At 72.1% G+C, this 15620-nt stretch carries 14 protein-coding genes; 13 read left to right on the top strand and 1 reads right to left on the bottom strand.

Features of this window, described 5'->3' with window-relative positions:
- The first annotated feature begins 6 nt into the window (after positions 1 to 6).
- Together Q1V88_RS13820 and Q1V88_RS13815 are read left to right on the top strand one after the other, a co-directional pair.
- Positions 7 to 1092 carry an ABC transporter ATP-binding protein gene (locus tag Q1V88_RS13820; RefSeq protein WP_300681870.1) on the top strand — a complete coding sequence of 362 codons (1086 nt, stop codon included), beginning with the start codon at positions 7 to 9 and terminating at the stop codon, positions 1090 to 1092.
- Complete coding sequence (locus tag Q1V88_RS13815; protein WP_300681869.1) at positions 1092 to 2084, top strand: oligopeptide/dipeptide ABC transporter ATP-binding protein; 993 nt, start codon at positions 1092 to 1094, stop codon at positions 2082 to 2084. The genes Q1V88_RS13820 and Q1V88_RS13815 overlap by 1 nt, the downstream gene beginning before the upstream one ends.
- Positions 2085 to 2332: 248 nt before the next feature.
- Here Q1V88_RS13815 and Q1V88_RS13810 read toward each other — a convergent pair whose 3' ends face one another.
- A complete protein-coding gene (locus Q1V88_RS13810) occupies positions 2333 to 2980 on the bottom strand; it encodes a helix-turn-helix transcriptional regulator (protein ID WP_300681868.1) in 648 nt (215 codons plus the stop codon).
- A gap of 170 nt (positions 2981 to 3150) precedes the next feature.
- Here Q1V88_RS13810 and Q1V88_RS13805 point away from each other — a divergent pair, with 170 nt between their 5' ends.
- The 11 genes from Q1V88_RS13805 to Q1V88_RS13755 all read left to right on the top strand — a co-directional run bounded on the left by Q1V88_RS13805 (position 3151) and on the right by Q1V88_RS13755 (position 15503).
- Positions 3151 to 4167: an alpha/beta hydrolase gene (locus tag Q1V88_RS13805; protein WP_300681867.1), complete on the top strand. Its 1017-nt coding sequence runs from the start codon at positions 3151 to 3153 to the stop codon at positions 4165 to 4167.
- Positions 4164 to 5792 (top strand): NAD(P)/FAD-dependent oxidoreductase, encoded by a 1629-nt coding sequence (locus tag Q1V88_RS13800; protein ID WP_300681866.1) that lies wholly within the window; start codon positions 4164 to 4166, stop codon positions 5790 to 5792. The genes Q1V88_RS13805 and Q1V88_RS13800 overlap by 4 nt, the downstream gene beginning before the upstream one ends.
- Positions 5789 to 6508, top strand: coding sequence for an SDR family NAD(P)-dependent oxidoreductase (locus Q1V88_RS13795; RefSeq protein WP_300681865.1), 720 nt, complete (start codon positions 5789 to 5791; stop codon positions 6506 to 6508). The genes Q1V88_RS13800 and Q1V88_RS13795 overlap by 4 nt, the downstream gene beginning before the upstream one ends.
- Positions 6509 to 6639: 131 nt before the next feature.
- Positions 6640 to 8187, top strand: a complete 1548-nt coding sequence (locus Q1V88_RS13790; RefSeq protein ID WP_300681864.1) for an AMP-binding protein — start codon at positions 6640 to 6642, stop codon at positions 8185 to 8187.
- A 26-nt stretch (positions 8188 to 8213) separates the two neighbouring features.
- On the top strand, positions 8214 to 9662 hold the full coding sequence (locus Q1V88_RS13785; RefSeq protein WP_300681863.1) for an MFS transporter: 1449 nt from the start codon (positions 8214 to 8216) through the stop codon (positions 9660 to 9662).
- Complete coding sequence (locus Q1V88_RS13780) at positions 9659 to 10522, top strand: SDR family NAD(P)-dependent oxidoreductase (RefSeq protein ID WP_300681862.1); 864 nt, start codon at positions 9659 to 9661, stop codon at positions 10520 to 10522. Before Q1V88_RS13785 ends, Q1V88_RS13780 begins: the two co-directional genes overlap by 4 nt.
- A gap of 143 nt (positions 10523 to 10665) precedes the next feature.
- On the top strand, positions 10666 to 11463 hold the full coding sequence (locus tag Q1V88_RS13775) for a hypothetical protein (RefSeq protein ID WP_300681861.1): 798 nt from the start codon (positions 10666 to 10668) through the stop codon (positions 11461 to 11463).
- Positions 11464 to 11535: 72 nt separating this feature from the next.
- Positions 11536 to 12360 (top strand): glucose 1-dehydrogenase, encoded by an 825-nt coding sequence (locus Q1V88_RS13770; protein ID WP_300681860.1) that lies wholly within the window; start codon positions 11536 to 11538, stop codon positions 12358 to 12360.
- Positions 12357 to 13205, top strand: a complete 849-nt coding sequence (locus tag Q1V88_RS13765; protein WP_300681859.1) for an enoyl-CoA hydratase-related protein — start codon at positions 12357 to 12359, stop codon at positions 13203 to 13205. Before Q1V88_RS13770 ends, Q1V88_RS13765 begins: the two co-directional genes overlap by 4 nt.
- Positions 13202 to 13858, top strand: coding sequence for a PaaI family thioesterase (locus Q1V88_RS13760; protein WP_300681858.1), 657 nt, complete (start codon positions 13202 to 13204; stop codon positions 13856 to 13858). Before Q1V88_RS13765 ends, Q1V88_RS13760 begins: the two co-directional genes overlap by 4 nt.
- Entirely contained in the window at positions 13845 to 15503 is a 1659-nt protein-coding gene (locus Q1V88_RS13755) for a class I adenylate-forming enzyme family protein (protein ID WP_300681857.1), read from the top strand. Before Q1V88_RS13760 ends, Q1V88_RS13755 begins: the two co-directional genes overlap by 14 nt.
- Positions 15504 to 15620 lie beyond the last annotated feature (117 nt).

The raw sequence follows: 15620 nt of genomic DNA, 5'->3' as shown, positions 1-15620 counted from the left end.
GCTCTGATGACCACACCACTCACCCCCTCGACCGGGAAGAACCCGGCGTCCGCGGCCGGCGGCTCCCGCCCGCTGCTCGTCGTCAACGACCTGCGCACCACCATCCACACCGGCCGCGGTGACCTGCACGCCGTCGACGGGGTCTCCCTGACCCTGGCCAAGGGCGAGATGCTCGGCATCGTCGGCGAGTCCGGCTCGGGCAAGTCGGTGCTGGGCCGCACCATCATGGGGCTGCACACCAACGGCCCGGTGACCACCATCGGAGGCACCGTCGAGTTCGACGGGATCGACCTGCACAGCCTCAAGCCCGCCCAGATGCGGGAGCTGTGGGGGAGCCGGATCGGGATGGTCTTCCAGGACCCGATGACGGCCCTCAACCCGGTCAAGAAGATCGGCACGCACCTCACCGAGACGGTCCGCAAGCACCGCGGTCTGGGGCGTGCCGAGGCCCGCGAGCGGGCGCTGGAGCTGCTCGCTCAGGTCGGCATCCCCGACCCGAAGCGACGCATCGACCAGTACCCGCACGAGATGTCGGGCGGCATGCGCCAGCGCGTCGTGATCGCGATGGCGCTGGCCAACGAGCCCGACCTCCTGATCGCCGACGAGCCGACCACGGCGCTCGACGTCACCGTCCAGCGCCAGATCCTCGACCTCCTCGACCGGCTCCAGGCCGAGCTCGGGATGGCGATCATCCTGATCAGCCACAACCTGGGCGTGGTCGCGGGCCGGGCCGATCGTGTCGCCGTGATGTACGCCGGCCGGGTGGTCGAGACCTCTCCGGCGGCCTCGCTCTTCGCGGCTCCGCACCACCCCTACGCCGAGGCGCTGCTGGCCGCGATCCCGCGGCTGGAGCTGGCGCCGCACCTGCGGCTCGACGCCATCGACGGCGCCCCGCCGAACATGCTGCGCCCACCCGCAGGGTGTCGCTTCGCTGCCCGGTGCCGGTACGCCGCCGCCGACTGCCTCGACGTGATGCCCGCGCTCGACCCTGTGCCGGGGGACCCCGCACACCGGTTCGCCTGCCACCACCCGGTGAACCTCAGCTCGGCCGGCGTACCGGCTTCAACGACTCACCGGACGGGAGTGCTCTGATGGCAGGAACGGGGACGCTGCACCTGCGCGGCGAGGACCAGGTGCTCAGCGTCGAGGGGCTCACGGTGGAGTTCCCCGCCAAGGGCGGCGGCACCGTGCACGCGGTGTCGGGGATCAGCTTCGACGTGATCGACGGGGAGACCCTGGGGATCCTGGGGGAGTCGGGCTGCGGCAAATCCAGTGCTGGCCGCGCCCTGATGCAGCTGCCGCCGCCGACCGGCGGGTCGGTGCAGCTGCGCGGGGTCGAGCTGACCGGCATCTCCAAGCGGGAGCTGCGCACCAAGCGGGCCGGGATGCAGATGATCTTCCAGGACCCGGTCTCGTCCCTGAACCCGCGCCGTCGGGTCAAGGACCTGGTCGCCGAGGGGCCGCGGATCCGGGGCGAGCAGGTCACCGACGACCAGATCCGTGAGGTGCTCTCGGCCGTCGGCCTGGACCCGGAGTCGGTTTGGGACCGGCGTCCGCACGAGCTCTCGGGCGGTCAGTGCCAGCGGCTGTGCATCGCGCGGGCGCTGATGCTCGACCCCGAGCTGCTGATCTGCGACGAGCCGGTTTCCAGCCTCGACGTCTCGGTGCAGGCACAGATCCTCAACCTGCTGGAGGAGACGAAGAAGCGCTACCGGCTCTCGATGGTCTTCATCGCCCACGACCTGGCGGTGGTGAAGAACATCAGCGACCGGATCATGGTGATGTACCTGGGCAAGGTCTGCGAGATCGTGCCCTCGGGTGACCTGGCCACCCAGGCCCGGCACCCGTACAGCCAGCTGCTGCTCGCCTCGGTGCCCGAGGCCCACCTGGCCGGTGGCGCCGACAAGGTCACCGCCACCACGGCCGAGCTGCCCTCGCCGCTCAACCCGCCCTCGGGCTGCCGGTTCCGCACTCGCTGCCCGCTCGCCACCGAGAAGTGCGCCACCACCGAGCCACAGCTGCGTGAGGTGGTCCGCGAGGACGGCGTCGGGTCGGGTCACTTCGTGGCCTGCCACCACGCCTGACTTCCGGGTTCACCACGCTCGACTTCCGGGTTCACCACGCTCGACTTCCGGGTTCGCCACGGCTCAGATCCGGGTTCGCCACCGCACCAGTTCTGGCGCGGTGGCGAACCCGGATCTCGGCGGTGAGTAACCCGAATCTCGGCGGTGAGTAACCCGGATTTCGGCGGTGGTGAACCCGGATCTCGCGCGTGGGTAACCCGGATCTCGCGCGTTGCGAACCCGGATCTCGGCGGGGGTGAACCCGGAAGTCAGGCGCGGTGCTGGCGCAGGTCCGTGGAGGACCGCTTCGCGGTGGTGCTGCGCTTGGCGGCCGTGGACTTCTTCTGCTTGGCCTGGACGGCGTCCAGGTCGGCCAGCATCGCGTCGGCGCGGTCGCGCTCGTCGGCGTAGTAGCGCTCCGACCAGTTGAGCACCATCTCCGGGTAGGCCCAGCCGGGCTCGTGCGAGGAGCCGGCGGCGTCGGCGGCGGCGCGGATGCGCATCTTCTCCGACATGTCGCGGTGCTCGGTCAGCATCGCGCGGAGCTGGTCGGGGTCGCTGGCGTGGCCCAGCCACATCCGCAGCATGACGCCGTGCTTGAGCACCGGCTGCTCGACCGGCGCCTCGGCGGCCCAGCGGGCCACGGCCTCCTGGCCGGCGTCGGTGATCGTGTACAGCCGCTTCCCGCGTACGTCGTCCTCGCTGACCACCCGCGAGGTGGCGAAGCCCAGCTCCTCGAGCTTGCGCAGCTCGCCGTAGATCTGGCTGTAGGACGGCGCCCAGTAGAAGAACCGCAGGCTCCAGTCGGCCCACTTCTTGAGGTCGTAGCCCGACAGCTCCTCCCCGAAGGAGAGCAGGCCCAGCACGGCCCAACTGGTCGGTCGGAGCTTCGGCAGGGGGCTGGGTTCGCTGGCCATGACGGAATCCTACTCGTCCGTAACCACGAACAGGGTTTCGATTCGAAGCATATCGACTCGAAATCTTCTAGAACCTATGTGACCTCTCGCACACACCCTCTTGCCCCCTCGGACTATTTCGGTTAGGAATAGTTCAAAAGGAACGAATGGGAGGCGCGATGAGGCGAGTGGTGCACGAGTCCGTGGCCGGCGAGGTGGAGACCTGGCTGGCCCTGCTCGACGGGGGATTCCCGCCGGTGCAGGAGCTCAGCGGAGCCGAGGCGCGAGCGCTGGTCGCCGCCCGGGCCCAGCCGATCGACAACCTCGACGACGCCGACGCGGAGGACCGCGAGATCCCCGGCCCCGCCGGCCCGATCCGGGTCCGGATCTACCGCCCGCGCTCCGCAGCGACCTCCAACAACTCCGAGACAACCGCAGGCACCACCCGCCCCGGCGTCCTCTTCCTCCACGGCGGCGGCTTCGTGCTGTGCAGCATCGACAGCCACGACGGCTTCTGCCGCCGGGTCGCCCGCCACCTCGACGCGGTGGTGGTCTCCGTCGACTACCGGCTCGCCCCCGAGCACGAGGCCCCGGCCGCGGCGGAGGACTCCTACGCCGCCCTCACCTGGCTCGCTGAGCACACGGGCGAGCTCGGCATCGACCCCGCACGACTGCTCACCGCCGGTGACTCCGCGGGCGGCAACCTGGCCGCCGTGGTGGCCCTGATGGCCCGTGACCGCCGCGGTCCGGCCCTGGCCGCCCAGGTGCTGCTCTACCCGTGCCTGGCCCCGGACTTCACCACCGCGAGCTACCGCGACTACGGCGTCGAGCACTTCAACACCCAGGCGGCGATGGAGTGGTACTGGCGCTCCTACCTCGGTGCGCAGGCCAGCGCGACCTTCCCCCAGGGGCTGGCCTATCCGGTCCAGCTGGTCGCCCCGCCGCTGGCCGAGGACCTGAGTGGCCTGCCGCCCGCGATCGTGGTCACCGCCGGCCGCGACCCGCTGTGCGACGAGGCCCGCACCTACGTCACCGCCCTGCGCGAGGCCGGTGTCAGCACCCGGCACCGGCACTACCCCGAGCTCTTCCACGGCTTCATCACGATCGGAGCACTCGGCCCCGCGGCCGCCGCCCGTGACCTGTTGTGGAGCGACATCGGCGCCCTGATCGGCGCCCCGACCGACGTACCTCCGAGGAGCAATGCATGAGTGACCCCACCCCCGTCGAGCCGGACGTGAGCCGCGATCCGGTCGACGTCATCGTGATCGGCGCCGGATTCGCCGGGCTGTACGCCGTCCACCGCGCCCGCCAGCGCGGCTACGTGACGGTCGGCCTGGAGGCGGCCCCCGGACCGGGCGGCACCTGGTACTGGAACCGTTACCCGGGCGCGCGCTGTGACGTGGAGAGCATCGACTACAGCTACTCCTTCGACCCCGAGCTGGAGCAGGAGTGGGTCTGGAGCGAGCGCTACGCCACCCAGCCCGAGATCCTGCGCTACGTCGAGCACGTCGCCGACCGCTACGACCTGCGCCGCCACATCCGGTTCAACGAGCGCGTCGACGGCGGCAGCTTCGACGAGGAGACGGCACTGTGGACCGTCACCACCGAGAACGGCACCGTGCTGCGTGGCCGCTGGCTGATCTGCGCCACCGGCAGCCTCTCGGCGCCGAACCGGCCGCCGATCCCCGGGATGGACGACTTCGAGGGCGACATCGTGATGACCTCGTCGTGGCCCGAGGAGGGGTACGACGTCACCGGCAAGCGTGTCGGTGTGATCGGCACCGGCTCCTCGGCGATCCAGTCTGTCCCGCTGCTGGCCGCCGACGCTGCGGCCCTGACGGTCTTCCAGCGCACGCCCAACTACTCGGTGCCGGCGTTCAACCGGCCGCTCACCGAGGACGAGCAGACCGAGGCGCGCCGGACCTACCGCGAGCGTCGGGCGAAGTCCTTCGCCGGCGCCGCCGGGACCCCACACGAGGCCTACCCGAGGTCGATCTGGGACATCGACGAGGACGAGCGCCGGAGCGCCTTCGAGGCACGCTGGAAGGAGGGTGGCGTGCTGTTCGGCAAGACCTTCACCGGCCAGACCATCGACCAGCGGGTCAACGACCTGGCCCGTGAGTTCGTCGAGGAGAAGGTCCGCGCGATCGTCGTCGACCCGACCGTCGCCGACGACCTGCTGCCCACCGACCACCCGATCGGGACCAAGCGGATCTGCACCGACTCGGGCTACTTCGAGACGTTCAACAACGACCACGTCGACCTGGTCAACCTGCGCCGCGAGCCGATCGAGCGGATCATGCCGTGGGGGATCAAGACCGAGGCCCGCTCCGTCGAGCTCGACGTCCTGGTGCTGGCCACCGGCTTCGACGCGATGACCGGTGCGATGACCCGGATGAACCTGCGCGGCCCGCGCGGCACGTCCATCGCCGAGGCCTGGGCGCAAGGACCGCAGACCCTGCTGGGGGTCGCGGTGCCCGACCTGCCGAACCTCTTCATCGTGACCGGCCCCGGCAGCCCGTCGGTGCTGGTCAACATGGTGCTCGCCGCCGAGCAGCAGGTGGACTGGATCCTCGATCTGATCGACCACGCGGTGGCCGAGGGCCACACCCAGGTGGAGGCCCGTGCCGACGCGGCACGGCAGTGGACGGCGTACGTCGACGAGGCGGCGCACAAGACCCTCTTCGTCAAGGCCGACTCCTGGTATCGCGGGGCCAACATCGAGGGCAAGCCCCGGGTCTTCATGCCGTTCATCGCCGGCTTCCACACCTACATCGAACGCTGCGCGGAGACGAAGAGCCTGGGCTACGCCGGGTTCGTGATGGCCTCATGAGCGCGCTGATGGATCTGAGCGGGAAGGTCGCGCTGGTCACCGGCGCGGCCCGCGGCCAGGGCGCCGTCGAGGTCGAGCTGCTCACCCGGCTCGGTGCCCGGGTGGTCGCCACCGACCTGCTGATCGACGAGCTCGAGGAGCTGGCCGCCCGGGTGCCGGGCACGAGCGTGCACCAGCACGACATCTCCTCGGCCCAGGACTGGGAGCGGGTGGTGGCGGCGACCGTGGCCGAGCACGGCCGGATCGACATCCTGGTCAACAACGCCGGGGTCTACCGCACGGGTGACCTGCTGACCTGGCCCGCCGACGACCTGCGCCGGCTGCTCGACATCAACCTGGTCGGCCCGATCCTCGGGATGCAGGCCGTCGCCCCGGTGATGCCGGCGGGCGGCTCGATCGTCAACGTCGCCTCGATCTCGGGGGTACGCGGCCACGGCGGCGCGCTGCCGTACTCGGCTTCGAAGTGGGGCCTGCGCGGTGCCTCCCGGTCGGCTGCACGCGAGCTGGCACCGGCCGGGATCCGGGTCAACTGCGTCTGCCCGGGCTCGGTCGACACCCCGATGATCTCGGGCAGCACGATGGACCTGAGCCACCTGCCGATCCCGCGTCGGGGGACCTCCGACGAGGTCGCGGCCCTGGTGGCGTTCCTGGCCAGTGACGCGGCCAGCTACTGCACCGGCTCGGACTTCGTCGTCGACGGCGGCGCCACCGCCTGACCTGGCCCGCCTGTTCGGTCAGAGGGCGGGATCGGGGCCGTCCCAGGCCCCGATCCCGTCACCTCCGGGTGTGGTGCAGCCCAGTGGGAACATCACGCTCACCGATCTGAGGAGGCTGCTTGACTCCGCCTATGCGAGAGCTCGGCACGCCCACCACGCTGGCCGACCTGTGCCTGGAGCGGGCACGCAGCCACGCCGGGCGACCGGTCGTGGTCGACGGCGAGGCGACGGTGACGTACGCCGATCTCGGCACCCGTGCCACGGCCGTCGCGGCCCTGCTGGGCGAGCGTGGGATCGGCCCGGGGGACCGGGTCGCGCTGCAGGGCCGCAACTCCACCCGCTGGGTGGTGGCGGCCTTCGGCGTGCTGCTCAGCGGCGCTGCGCTGGTCCCGATCGGCCACGGTGCCTCCCGCCTGGAGCGGGCGCACGTGCTGGAGGCGATCGATCCGATCCTGCTGATCCACGACGACGACCTGCCCGACACCGACGTGATCCCGGCGGTGAGCCTCTCCGACGTGGCCGCCCCGACGCCCTCGGCCGCCCCGACCCCCTCGACCGGAACGGCGACCTCGACCCCTTCGACGTGCACGACGCCGTCCACGCTCCCGCTGATCGACCCCGACGCCCCGGCCCTGGTGCTGTCCAGCTCGGGCACCACCGGGGCGGTGAAGTCGGTGCCGATGACGCACCGCCAGCTGCTCCGGCTCTACGGCGACGTCACCGAGGTGATGGGGATCGTCGAGACCGACAGGTTCCTGGGCGCGGTGCCGCTGGCGCACTCCTTCGGGTTCAACGGCCTGCTGCTGGTGGCGATGATCGCCGGTGCGTCGCTGCGGCTGCTGCCGGCGTACGAGCGCGACCAGCTCGCCGCCGTGGTGGGGGCCGAGGAGGTCACCGTGCTGGCGGGGCCGCCGACGATCTACCACGACCTCCAGGACGCCGGGCCGCTGCCACACGTGCGGATCGCGATCGCCGGCGGCCAGCTGGTCGCCGTACGCGAGCTGCTCGGCGTGGCCGAGGCACTCCAGATCGCCGAACTGGTGATCGGCTACGGGATGACCGAGACGTCGGGCACGGTGGCGATCTGCCGGATCCCCGTGCAGGGCCACCCCACGCCGGCCCCCGAGCGTGCCCCGATGAGCCCGATGCCCGGCGTCGAGATGCGGATCAGCGCCGACGACCCGCTCGCCCCGACCGCCCCGATCCCGGTCGGCGAGGTCGGTCGGCTGGCGGTGCGCGGCTACAACATCGCCCTGCCCCAGGGCACCCGGCTGCGCGAGGCCGACGAGGGCTGGTTCGAGACCGGCGACCTCGGCTTCCTCGACGACCAGGGCCGGATCACCGTCGTGGGTCGCAGCAGCGACATGCTGATCGTCTCGGGGTTCAACGTGCACCCCGGCGACGTGGAGACGGTGCTCGCCTCCCACCCCGACGTGATCCAGGTAGCCGTCACCGGCATCCCCGACCGGCGTCGCGGCCAGTGCCTGGTGGCGTTCGTGGTCGGGCGCGGCACCGGACTCGACGTGGACGAGCTGGACCGGTTCGCGCGCGAGCACCTCTCGGCGTTCAAGGCTCCCCAGGCCTACCACCTGGTCGACGAGCTGCCCCTAACCAACACCGGCAAGCTGGCTCGCAGCAGGCTCCGCGAGCTCGCGGTGACCTGGGCCGCGCCGCAGTGACCAGCCCCCTGAAGAACGGAGACCCTGTGCCAGGCACCACCGCGCAGCGCGAGAAGCTCGTCGTCCCGGGCCTCATCATCCTGGCGATGGTGACCGGTGTGATCGGCTCCCTGGGAGCACCGATCATCCCGTCGATCGCGAGCACCGAGCACGTCGGGCTGCGCACTGCGCAGTGGGCGCTGACCTCGGGGATGCTGACCAGTGCCGTCGCCACCCCGATCGTGGGTCGCCTCGGAGCCGGGGCGCGGCGCAAGCCGGTGATCATCGGGGTGCTGGCACTGGTCTCCTTCGGTGGTCTGCTCGCGGCGCTGCCGCTGGGCATCGCGCTGCTGATCGCCGGCCGTGCGCTGCAGGGCATCGGCCTGGGGCTGAGCCCGCTGGTCTTCGCTGTCGCGCGCGACGCGCTGCCGCCCGAGCGTCGGCGTGGTGCGATCGCGGCGATCTCGGTGGCGGGCGTGATCGCTGCCGGTCTCGGCTTCCCGGTCACCGCCTTCACCGCGGAGGTCGCCGGGGTCAAGGGCGCCTTCTGGCTCGGTCTGGGGCTGACCCTGGTGGCGCTGGTGGTCGCCATCGTGACGGTGCCGCCGAGCGACGAGCCGGCGCCCAGCCAGGTGGACTGGCTCGGGGCGCTGCTGCTGGGGTGTGGCACCTTCGCGTTGCTGCTCGCGATCAGCCAGGCCGACCACTGGGGCTACCTCGCCGCGCCGACGATCACCGTCCTGGCTGCGGCGATCCTGCTGGTCGTGGCCTGCATCGCCTGGCTGCGTCGGGCCGCCTTCCCGCTGGTCGACCTCACCCTGGCGACCCACCCGGGCGTCGCCGCGGCGCACATGGCGGCGCTGCTCGCCGGTGCCAGCATGTACCTCGACTTCGCCCTGGTGATGGTCCTGGTCCAGACCCCCGAGGGCCACGGCTACGGCCTCGACCACTCGGTCGCCCTGGCCGGATCGATGATGCTGCCGTACGCCGTCGCCGGAGTGATCGGCAATCGCACCGCGCTCCGCCTCGCCTCCGTGATCGGCCCCGACCGGCTGCTGCCGCTGGGCTGCGCACTCTTCGGCTCGGCCAACCTGCTGCTGTGGCTGGCACCGGCCTCGGTCCCGATGGTGATCGTGATGATGGTGCTCGCCGGGCTGGGCAGCGGTCTGACGTTCAACTCGATCCCGTGGCTGATGCTGCGCTTCGTGCCCGCCGCCGAGACGGGCAGCTCGATGAGCCTCAACATGGTGATGCGCTTCCTCGGCTTCTCCTTGGGCAGTGCGCTGGCGTTGGCGGTCCAGCAGGGCTTCGCCGACGCGGCCGGCCACTCGACCCGGCTGGGTTACGAGGTCGGCGGGGCGCTGGGCGTCGGGATCGCCGTGGTCGCGGTGGTCTGCTGCACGCTGCTGGGCAAGCACGCCGCGCGGCACCCCGTGATCGTCGAGGAGAGTGAACCGCCGCTGGAGGTGGCGGTCGAGTCAGGAGGAATGGCATGAGCACCCAGAAGTCCCACCCGCAGGGCGACGCGGAGCAGCGCCCGGTCGCCGTCGTCACCGGCGCCAGCCGTGGGATCGGCCGACAGATCGCCCTGGCCCTGGCCGGGGCGGGCTACGACGTCGCCTTCACCGGTCGCACCCAGACCGAGGGGGAGGGCGCGGTGCCGCCGCGCACCCAGCACGAGGAGCAGCGCGCCATCGCCGTACCGGGCAGCCTGGCGACCACCGACGCCGAGGTCCGTGCGCTCGGCGTGCGCTCGCTGCCGGTGGTGATGGACCTGCTCGACACCGACTCGGTGCGGGCCGCGGCCGACACCGTCCTGGAGCAGTGGGGCAGGGTCGACGTGGTGGTGAGCAACGCGATCGCGCACCTGCCCCACGCCCGCTTCCTCGACCTGGAGCCCGAGACGCTGCGGCGCAGCCTGGAGGCCAACCACGTCTCCCAGGTGGTCCTCCTGCAGCGGCTGCTGCCCACGATGCTCGCCACCGGCGGGGCGACCGTGATCGACCTGGTCTCCGGCTCGGTGGTCAACGAGCCGCTGGCCGCCCCGGGTGAGGGCGGCTGGGGGCTGGCGTACTCCTCGTCCAAGGCCGCCTTCGGGCGCGTGGCCGGGGCGATCAACGGCGAGTACCGCGACGCCGGGGTGCGGGCCTTCAACCTCGACCCGGGCTTCGTCGTCACCGAGGCCGCCGCCGCCCGCGGCGGCACCCAGGCGATCGCCGACAAGGGGTTCGCGACCGCGCCGGTCGACGCCGCCGCGCAGGCGGTGCTGCACCTGGTCTCCTGCCCGCGCCAGGCCGAGCACCTGGGCCACACGGTGCGGGCGATGGAGTGGGCCAGCACGCCCCCGACCTGCTGAGATCCGGGTTTCCCACCGCCCAGATCCGGGTTCGCCACCGCCCAGATCCGGGTTCGCCACCGCCCAGATCCGGGTTTCCCACCAACTCCCGATGGCTGGGAACGCTGCCGGTGTGCTCCTGCCCCAGCACTAGCGTCCGGCAGGTGCACACCGGCGTCTCGACAGCCCCGTTGGCGTTCTTCTCCTTCCCGGAGGTGACCGATCCGGGGCGGCACCAGGACTACAACGCCTGGCACCAGCTCGACCACCTGCCGGAGAACCGTGCGCTGGGCAGCGTCCTGCACGGCGAGCGGTGGGTGCGCACGCCGGCCTGCCGGGAGGCCAGCGCGGCACTCGGCCTGCCGGCCGACTCGACCCTGGATGCGGCGCACTACGTGGCGATGTACTGGTTCGCCGAGGGCGTCGGCGGCCGCGTGGAGCCCGGCGTGAAGGAATGGAAGGAGCTCGGCGAGAGCACCCGGCTCGCCGGTCGTCGGCCCGAGCTGGACTGGACCGTACGACGGCTGACCGGCATGTTCTGCCCGGAGCACGGGGTGGTGGCACCACGTGCCCTGGTCTCGGTCGGGGCACTGCCGCTGCGCCCGCACCGGGGCATCGTCCTCGACGTCGCACTGGCCGAGGACCCCGAGGCCCCGATGCCCGAGACCCGCGCCGAGGACCTGGGGCCGGGAGTCGCGGGGGAGTGGCTCTTCACCAGCACCACCGTCACCCCGACGCCGGTCGGCGACGGCACCGGGCTCGCCGTCGATCCCGGCGAGGGCCGGCTGCGGATCCGGGTGCAGTACTGCGACGGGGACCCGTTCGACGTACTCGGGGTCTCGGCGCCCGCGAGCCCGGGCACCACCACCCTGCTGCGCACACCGCTGCTCCCGATCCAGCCGTGGGAGTGGGACTGGTTCGACGCCGAGAGCCCGCAGGCCGGTGCCGGTCAGCGGGAGTGAGGGCTCGGTCACACCGGCACCCGGCTACGGTCGCGGCGTCCACCCCACCACGTCCGACCACAGAGGTGCCCGATGACCTTCGCCCTGACCGGCCTGGAGTCCACCGTCGCGATCGTCACCGGCGCGGGACGGATGCGCTCGATCGGCAGGGCGATCGCCGTCGGTCTGGCTCGGGCCGGATGCGACGTCGTGATCACCGGGACCGGGCGCGACCCCGAGACGTTCCCCGCCGACGAGCGGGAGGCCGGCTGGGGTGACATCGCCTCGGTGGCCGAGGAGATCCGGGCGCTGGGCCGCCGGGCCCTGCCGCTGGTCGCCGACGTCGGCACCGAGGAGGGCGTCGAGGCGCTCTTCGCCGCGACCCTGGCCGAGTTCGGCCGGGTCGACGTCCTGGTCAACAACGCCGCTGCCAGCCGTGGCGGCGACCGGGTCCCGGCCGTCGACCTCGACATCGCCGCCTGGGACCGGGTGATCGACGTCAACCTGCGCGGCGCGTTCCTGATGAGCACCACCTTCGCCCGGCACTGCCTGGCCGAGTCCAAGCCGGGCTCGATCCTCAACGTCTCCTCGATCGGGGGCAAGCTGAGTGGGGCGGGCACCGCGGCGTACTCCGCCTCCAAGGCCGGCATCCAGTCCCTGACCTCCTCGATGGCCAAGGAGCTCGGCCCGGCCGGGATCCGGGTCAACGCGATCTGCCCCGGCGTGATCGCCACCTCGCGCCTGGACGACCTCACCCCCGAGCAGTGGGAGGCCTACGTGCAGGCGCAGGTCCCGCTGCAGCGGGTCGGCGACCCGACCGAGATCGCCAACGTCGCGGTCTTCCTGGCCAGCGACCAGGCCTCCTACGTCAGCGGTCAGTGCTGGAACGTCGACGGTGGACAGCTGACCATCCGATGAGCCTCGTCCTGATCGAGGACCCCGCCGAGCGGGTCCGTCGGATCACGCTGCACCGTCCCGAGAAGCGCAACGCGCTCGGCGGACCGCTGCGCACGGCGCTGCTCGACGCCCTGGCCGAGGCCGACGCCGACCCTGCGGTCGGCGTGGTGATCATCGCCGGCGCCGGCCCCGACTTCTGCGGCGGCTACGACCTCGACCCCGGGACCGACGACCTCAAGTACACCAGTCCGGGCAGCGGCCTGGGCCGGTTCCAGCGGGAGGTGGTCGAGGGCTGGCTCTCGATCAGCGACCTGGCGATCCCGGTGATCGCCCAGGTGCACGGCCACTGCCTGGCCGGTGGGTCGGAGCTGGCCGCCTCCTGCGACCTGGTCTACGTCGCCGACGACGCCCGGATCGGCTACCCGGCGGTGCGCTTCGGGGTCCCGGACCTGCAGTACCATGCCTGGCTGCTCGGGATGCGGCGCGCGATGGAGCAGGTCCTCACCGGCGACGTCATGGTCGGTGCCGAGGCGGTCGAGGCCGGGTTCGCCAACCGGGCCTTCGCCGCCGCCGACCTGGCTGCGCAGACCCTGCGGATCGCCACCCGGATCGCGGCGGTCCCCGACGAGATCACCGCCCTGAACAAGCGCACCGTGCACCGGGCGATGGCCGCGGCCGGGATGCCCGCCGCGGTCCGCGCCGGCACCGAGGTCAGCGCCCTGGCCGGCCAGACCCCGGCGTTCCGGGCCTTCATGGAGGCCGCCGCGGGCGGCCGGGTGCGTGCCGCCCTGGACGAGCGCGACACCCGCTTCGGCGACGGACGCACCGACGACGCGGTCGCCGCCCGTCGGGTGGAGGGACGATGACGACCCTGCCCGAGGCCCTGCTCACCCGGCTCGCCGCCACCCGCAGCCTGGTCGCGGCCACCCGCCGGCTGATGCGCGCCGTGGCCACCACCGACGTCACCCCCGACCGGCTGGCGCACGCCGAGCGCACCCTGAGCGAGCTCACCGCGGAGCTGGAGAGCAGCGTCCGGCCGGGACCGCTGCGCACCGACGTCGACCGCCGCACCTTCCTCACCGCGACCGCCGACGCACCGTGGGAGTCGTTCGGTTTCAACCCGGCCGGCATCCCGCTGGAGCTGTGGTGGGTCGAGGGCGACCTGCACGGCCGGATGCGGGTCGAGCCGCACCACGAGGGGCCGGCCGGCCGGCTGCACGGCGGCTTCAGCGCGGCCGTGATGGACGCGCTGCTCAGCGCCCTGGTCGCCGCGAAGGGGCACCGTGCCCTGACCGGCTCCCTCGACACTCGCTTCCGGCGTAGCGTCCCGGTCGGCACCACCGTCGACCTGCACGCACGCCTGGTCACGGTCTCGGGCCGCAAGATCACCGCCGAGGGCTGGATCGAGTACGACGGCGAGCGCTGCGTCGAGGCCCGCGGACTCTTCATCGACATCGCGGGCACGAGCCCCGCAACAGTTGCACCCACCGCAGAAGGAGAACCAGATGGCCACGCGTGACGAGATCATCGCCGCACTGACCGCCCCGGGGCAGCCGTTCGAGATCCATCCCGAGCTGGTCAGCGGCCACGAGGTCGACGTCTTCGCGCACCGCCAGCACCGGCTGGTCGAGCTGCTCCAGGCCTCGGCCCGCTTCGGCGACGGCGAGTACCTGGTCTCGGCCGCGCAGCGCTTCACCTACACCGAGCACCTGGAGCGGGTCGCCGCCCTGGCAGCCGGCCTGCGGGAGGAGTACGGCGTCGGCCCCGGCGACCGGGTGGCGATCTGTGCCGCCAACTGCCCGGACTGGGTGGTCACGTTCTGGGCCACGGTCAGCCTCGGCGCCGTCGTGGTCGGGATGAACTCGATGTGGGCGCCGGCCGAGATCGCGCACGGCCTGGAGCTGACCCGCCCGACCGTCGTGGTCGCCGACGCTGCCCGGCGTACGTTGGCGGAGTCGTTCGAGGGCTCGGCCGCCGCCCTGGCCGGCACCCCGGTGATCGACATCGACACCGACCTGCCCGCCCTGGTCGAGCGCCACCGCGGCGCCGTCCTGCCCGACGTCCCCGTCGACGAGGACGACCCGGCGGTCGTGCTCTTCACCTCCGGCACCTCGGGGCGGCCCAAGGGCGCCACCCACACCCATCGCAACGTGATCGCGGCGGTCTGGTTCCACCTGCTCAACGACGCCGTCGCCGCCGAGATGGGGATGCCGCAGTCGGGTCGCCGCTTCCTGCTGGTGACGCCGCTGTTCCACATCGCCGGCCTGCACAACCTCTGCGTCACCCGGCTCGCGATCGGGGACACCGCGGTCGTGCACCTGGGCAAGTTCGACATCGAGGAGGTGCTCCGCCTGGTCGAGCGCGAGCGGGTGACGAACTGGGGCGCTGTCCCGACGATGATCTCCCGCCTGGTCGAGCGCGCCGAGACCAAGGGGATGGACGACGTCGACATCTCCTCGCTGCGCACCCTCTCGATCAACTCCGCCCCGTCCTCGGCAGCCCTCAAGGAGCGGCTCCGGGTGGTGCTGCCCCACGTGGGGCGTTCGCTGGGGACGACGTACGGACTGACGGAGTCCTCCAGCGCCGCCACGCTGGCCTCGGCCGCCGAGCTGGTCGAGGACCCCGAGACCGTCGGCCGCGCCGTGCCGACGATGCAGATCGAGGTCCGTGACCCGCAGGGCAACGCCGTCGCGGCCGGGGTCGAGGGCGAGATCTGCCTGCGCGGACCGCTGGTGATGAGCGGCTACTGGAACAACCCCGAGGCCACGGCTGGGTCGATCGACGACCACGGCTGGTTCGCCACCGGCGACCTCGGCTCGCTCACCGCCGAGGGTCACCTGCGGATCGCGAGCCGTCGCTCAGACCTGATCCTGCGCGGTGCGGAGAACATCTACCCGGCCGAGGTTGAGCACCAGCTCACCGGTCACGCCGACGTGGACGAGTGCATCGTGATCGGGGTCCCCGACGCCGACTTCGGGCAGGCAGTGGCGGCGATCGTGGTGCTGCGCGAGGGCGCGACAGCGGGCGAGGAGGAGCTGACCGACTACCTGCGCCCGCGGCTGGCGCGCTACAAGCTGCCCACCCGCTGGATCCTGAGCTCGGACCCGCTGCCGCGCAACGCGACCGGCAAGGTGAACCGGATGGAGCTGCCCGCCTTCTCCTGAGCCCTCGTGGGCCCTCCCGGGTCCTCCTGACTCTTTGACAAACGGATCAGCCCCCGACCCTCGTACGAGGGTCGGGGGCTGATCCGTTTCCCGCAGTCGCGGGGTGTCTCCTGGTGG

Origin of the sequence: Nocardioides sp. (assembly GCF_030150155.1) — a bacterium.
GTDB lineage: Bacteria > Actinomycetota > Actinomycetes > Propionibacteriales > Nocardioidaceae > Nocardioides.
Note: the sequence above shows the minus strand (reverse complement) of the source record. Positions and strands in the feature narration are given on the sequence as shown.

What these genes read in the sequence shown, in the direction of transcription:
- Q1V88_RS13820 (WP_300681870.1), top strand. Translation starts at nt 7, where the DNA reads ATGACCACACCACTCACCCCCTCGACCGGGAAGAACCCGGCGTCCGCG.
- Q1V88_RS13815 (WP_300681869.1), top strand. Translation starts at nt 1,092, where the DNA reads ATGGCAGGAACGGGGACGCTGCACCTGCGCGGCGAGGACCAGGTGCTC.
- Q1V88_RS13810 (WP_300681868.1), bottom strand. Translation starts at nt 2,980, where the DNA reads ATGGCCAGCGAACCCAGCCCCCTGCCGAAGCTCCGACCGACCAGTTGG.
- Q1V88_RS13800 (WP_300681866.1), top strand. Translation starts at nt 4,164, where the DNA reads ATGAGTGACCCCACCCCCGTCGAGCCGGACGTGAGCCGCGATCCGGTC.
- Q1V88_RS13795 (WP_300681865.1), top strand. Translation starts at nt 5,789, where the DNA reads ATGAGCGCGCTGATGGATCTGAGCGGGAAGGTCGCGCTGGTCACCGGC.
- Q1V88_RS13790 (WP_300681864.1), top strand. Translation starts at nt 6,640, where the DNA reads ATGCGAGAGCTCGGCACGCCCACCACGCTGGCCGACCTGTGCCTGGAG.
- Q1V88_RS13780 (WP_300681862.1), top strand. Translation starts at nt 9,659, where the DNA reads ATGAGCACCCAGAAGTCCCACCCGCAGGGCGACGCGGAGCAGCGCCCG.
- Q1V88_RS13770 (WP_300681860.1), top strand. Translation starts at nt 11,536, where the DNA reads ATGACCTTCGCCCTGACCGGCCTGGAGTCCACCGTCGCGATCGTCACC.
- Q1V88_RS13765 (WP_300681859.1), top strand. Translation starts at nt 12,357, where the DNA reads ATGAGCCTCGTCCTGATCGAGGACCCCGCCGAGCGGGTCCGTCGGATC.
- Q1V88_RS13760 (WP_300681858.1), top strand. Translation starts at nt 13,202, where the DNA reads ATGACGACCCTGCCCGAGGCCCTGCTCACCCGGCTCGCCGCCACCCGC.
- Q1V88_RS13755 (WP_300681857.1), top strand. Translation starts at nt 13,845, where the DNA reads ATGGCCACGCGTGACGAGATCATCGCCGCACTGACCGCCCCGGGGCAG.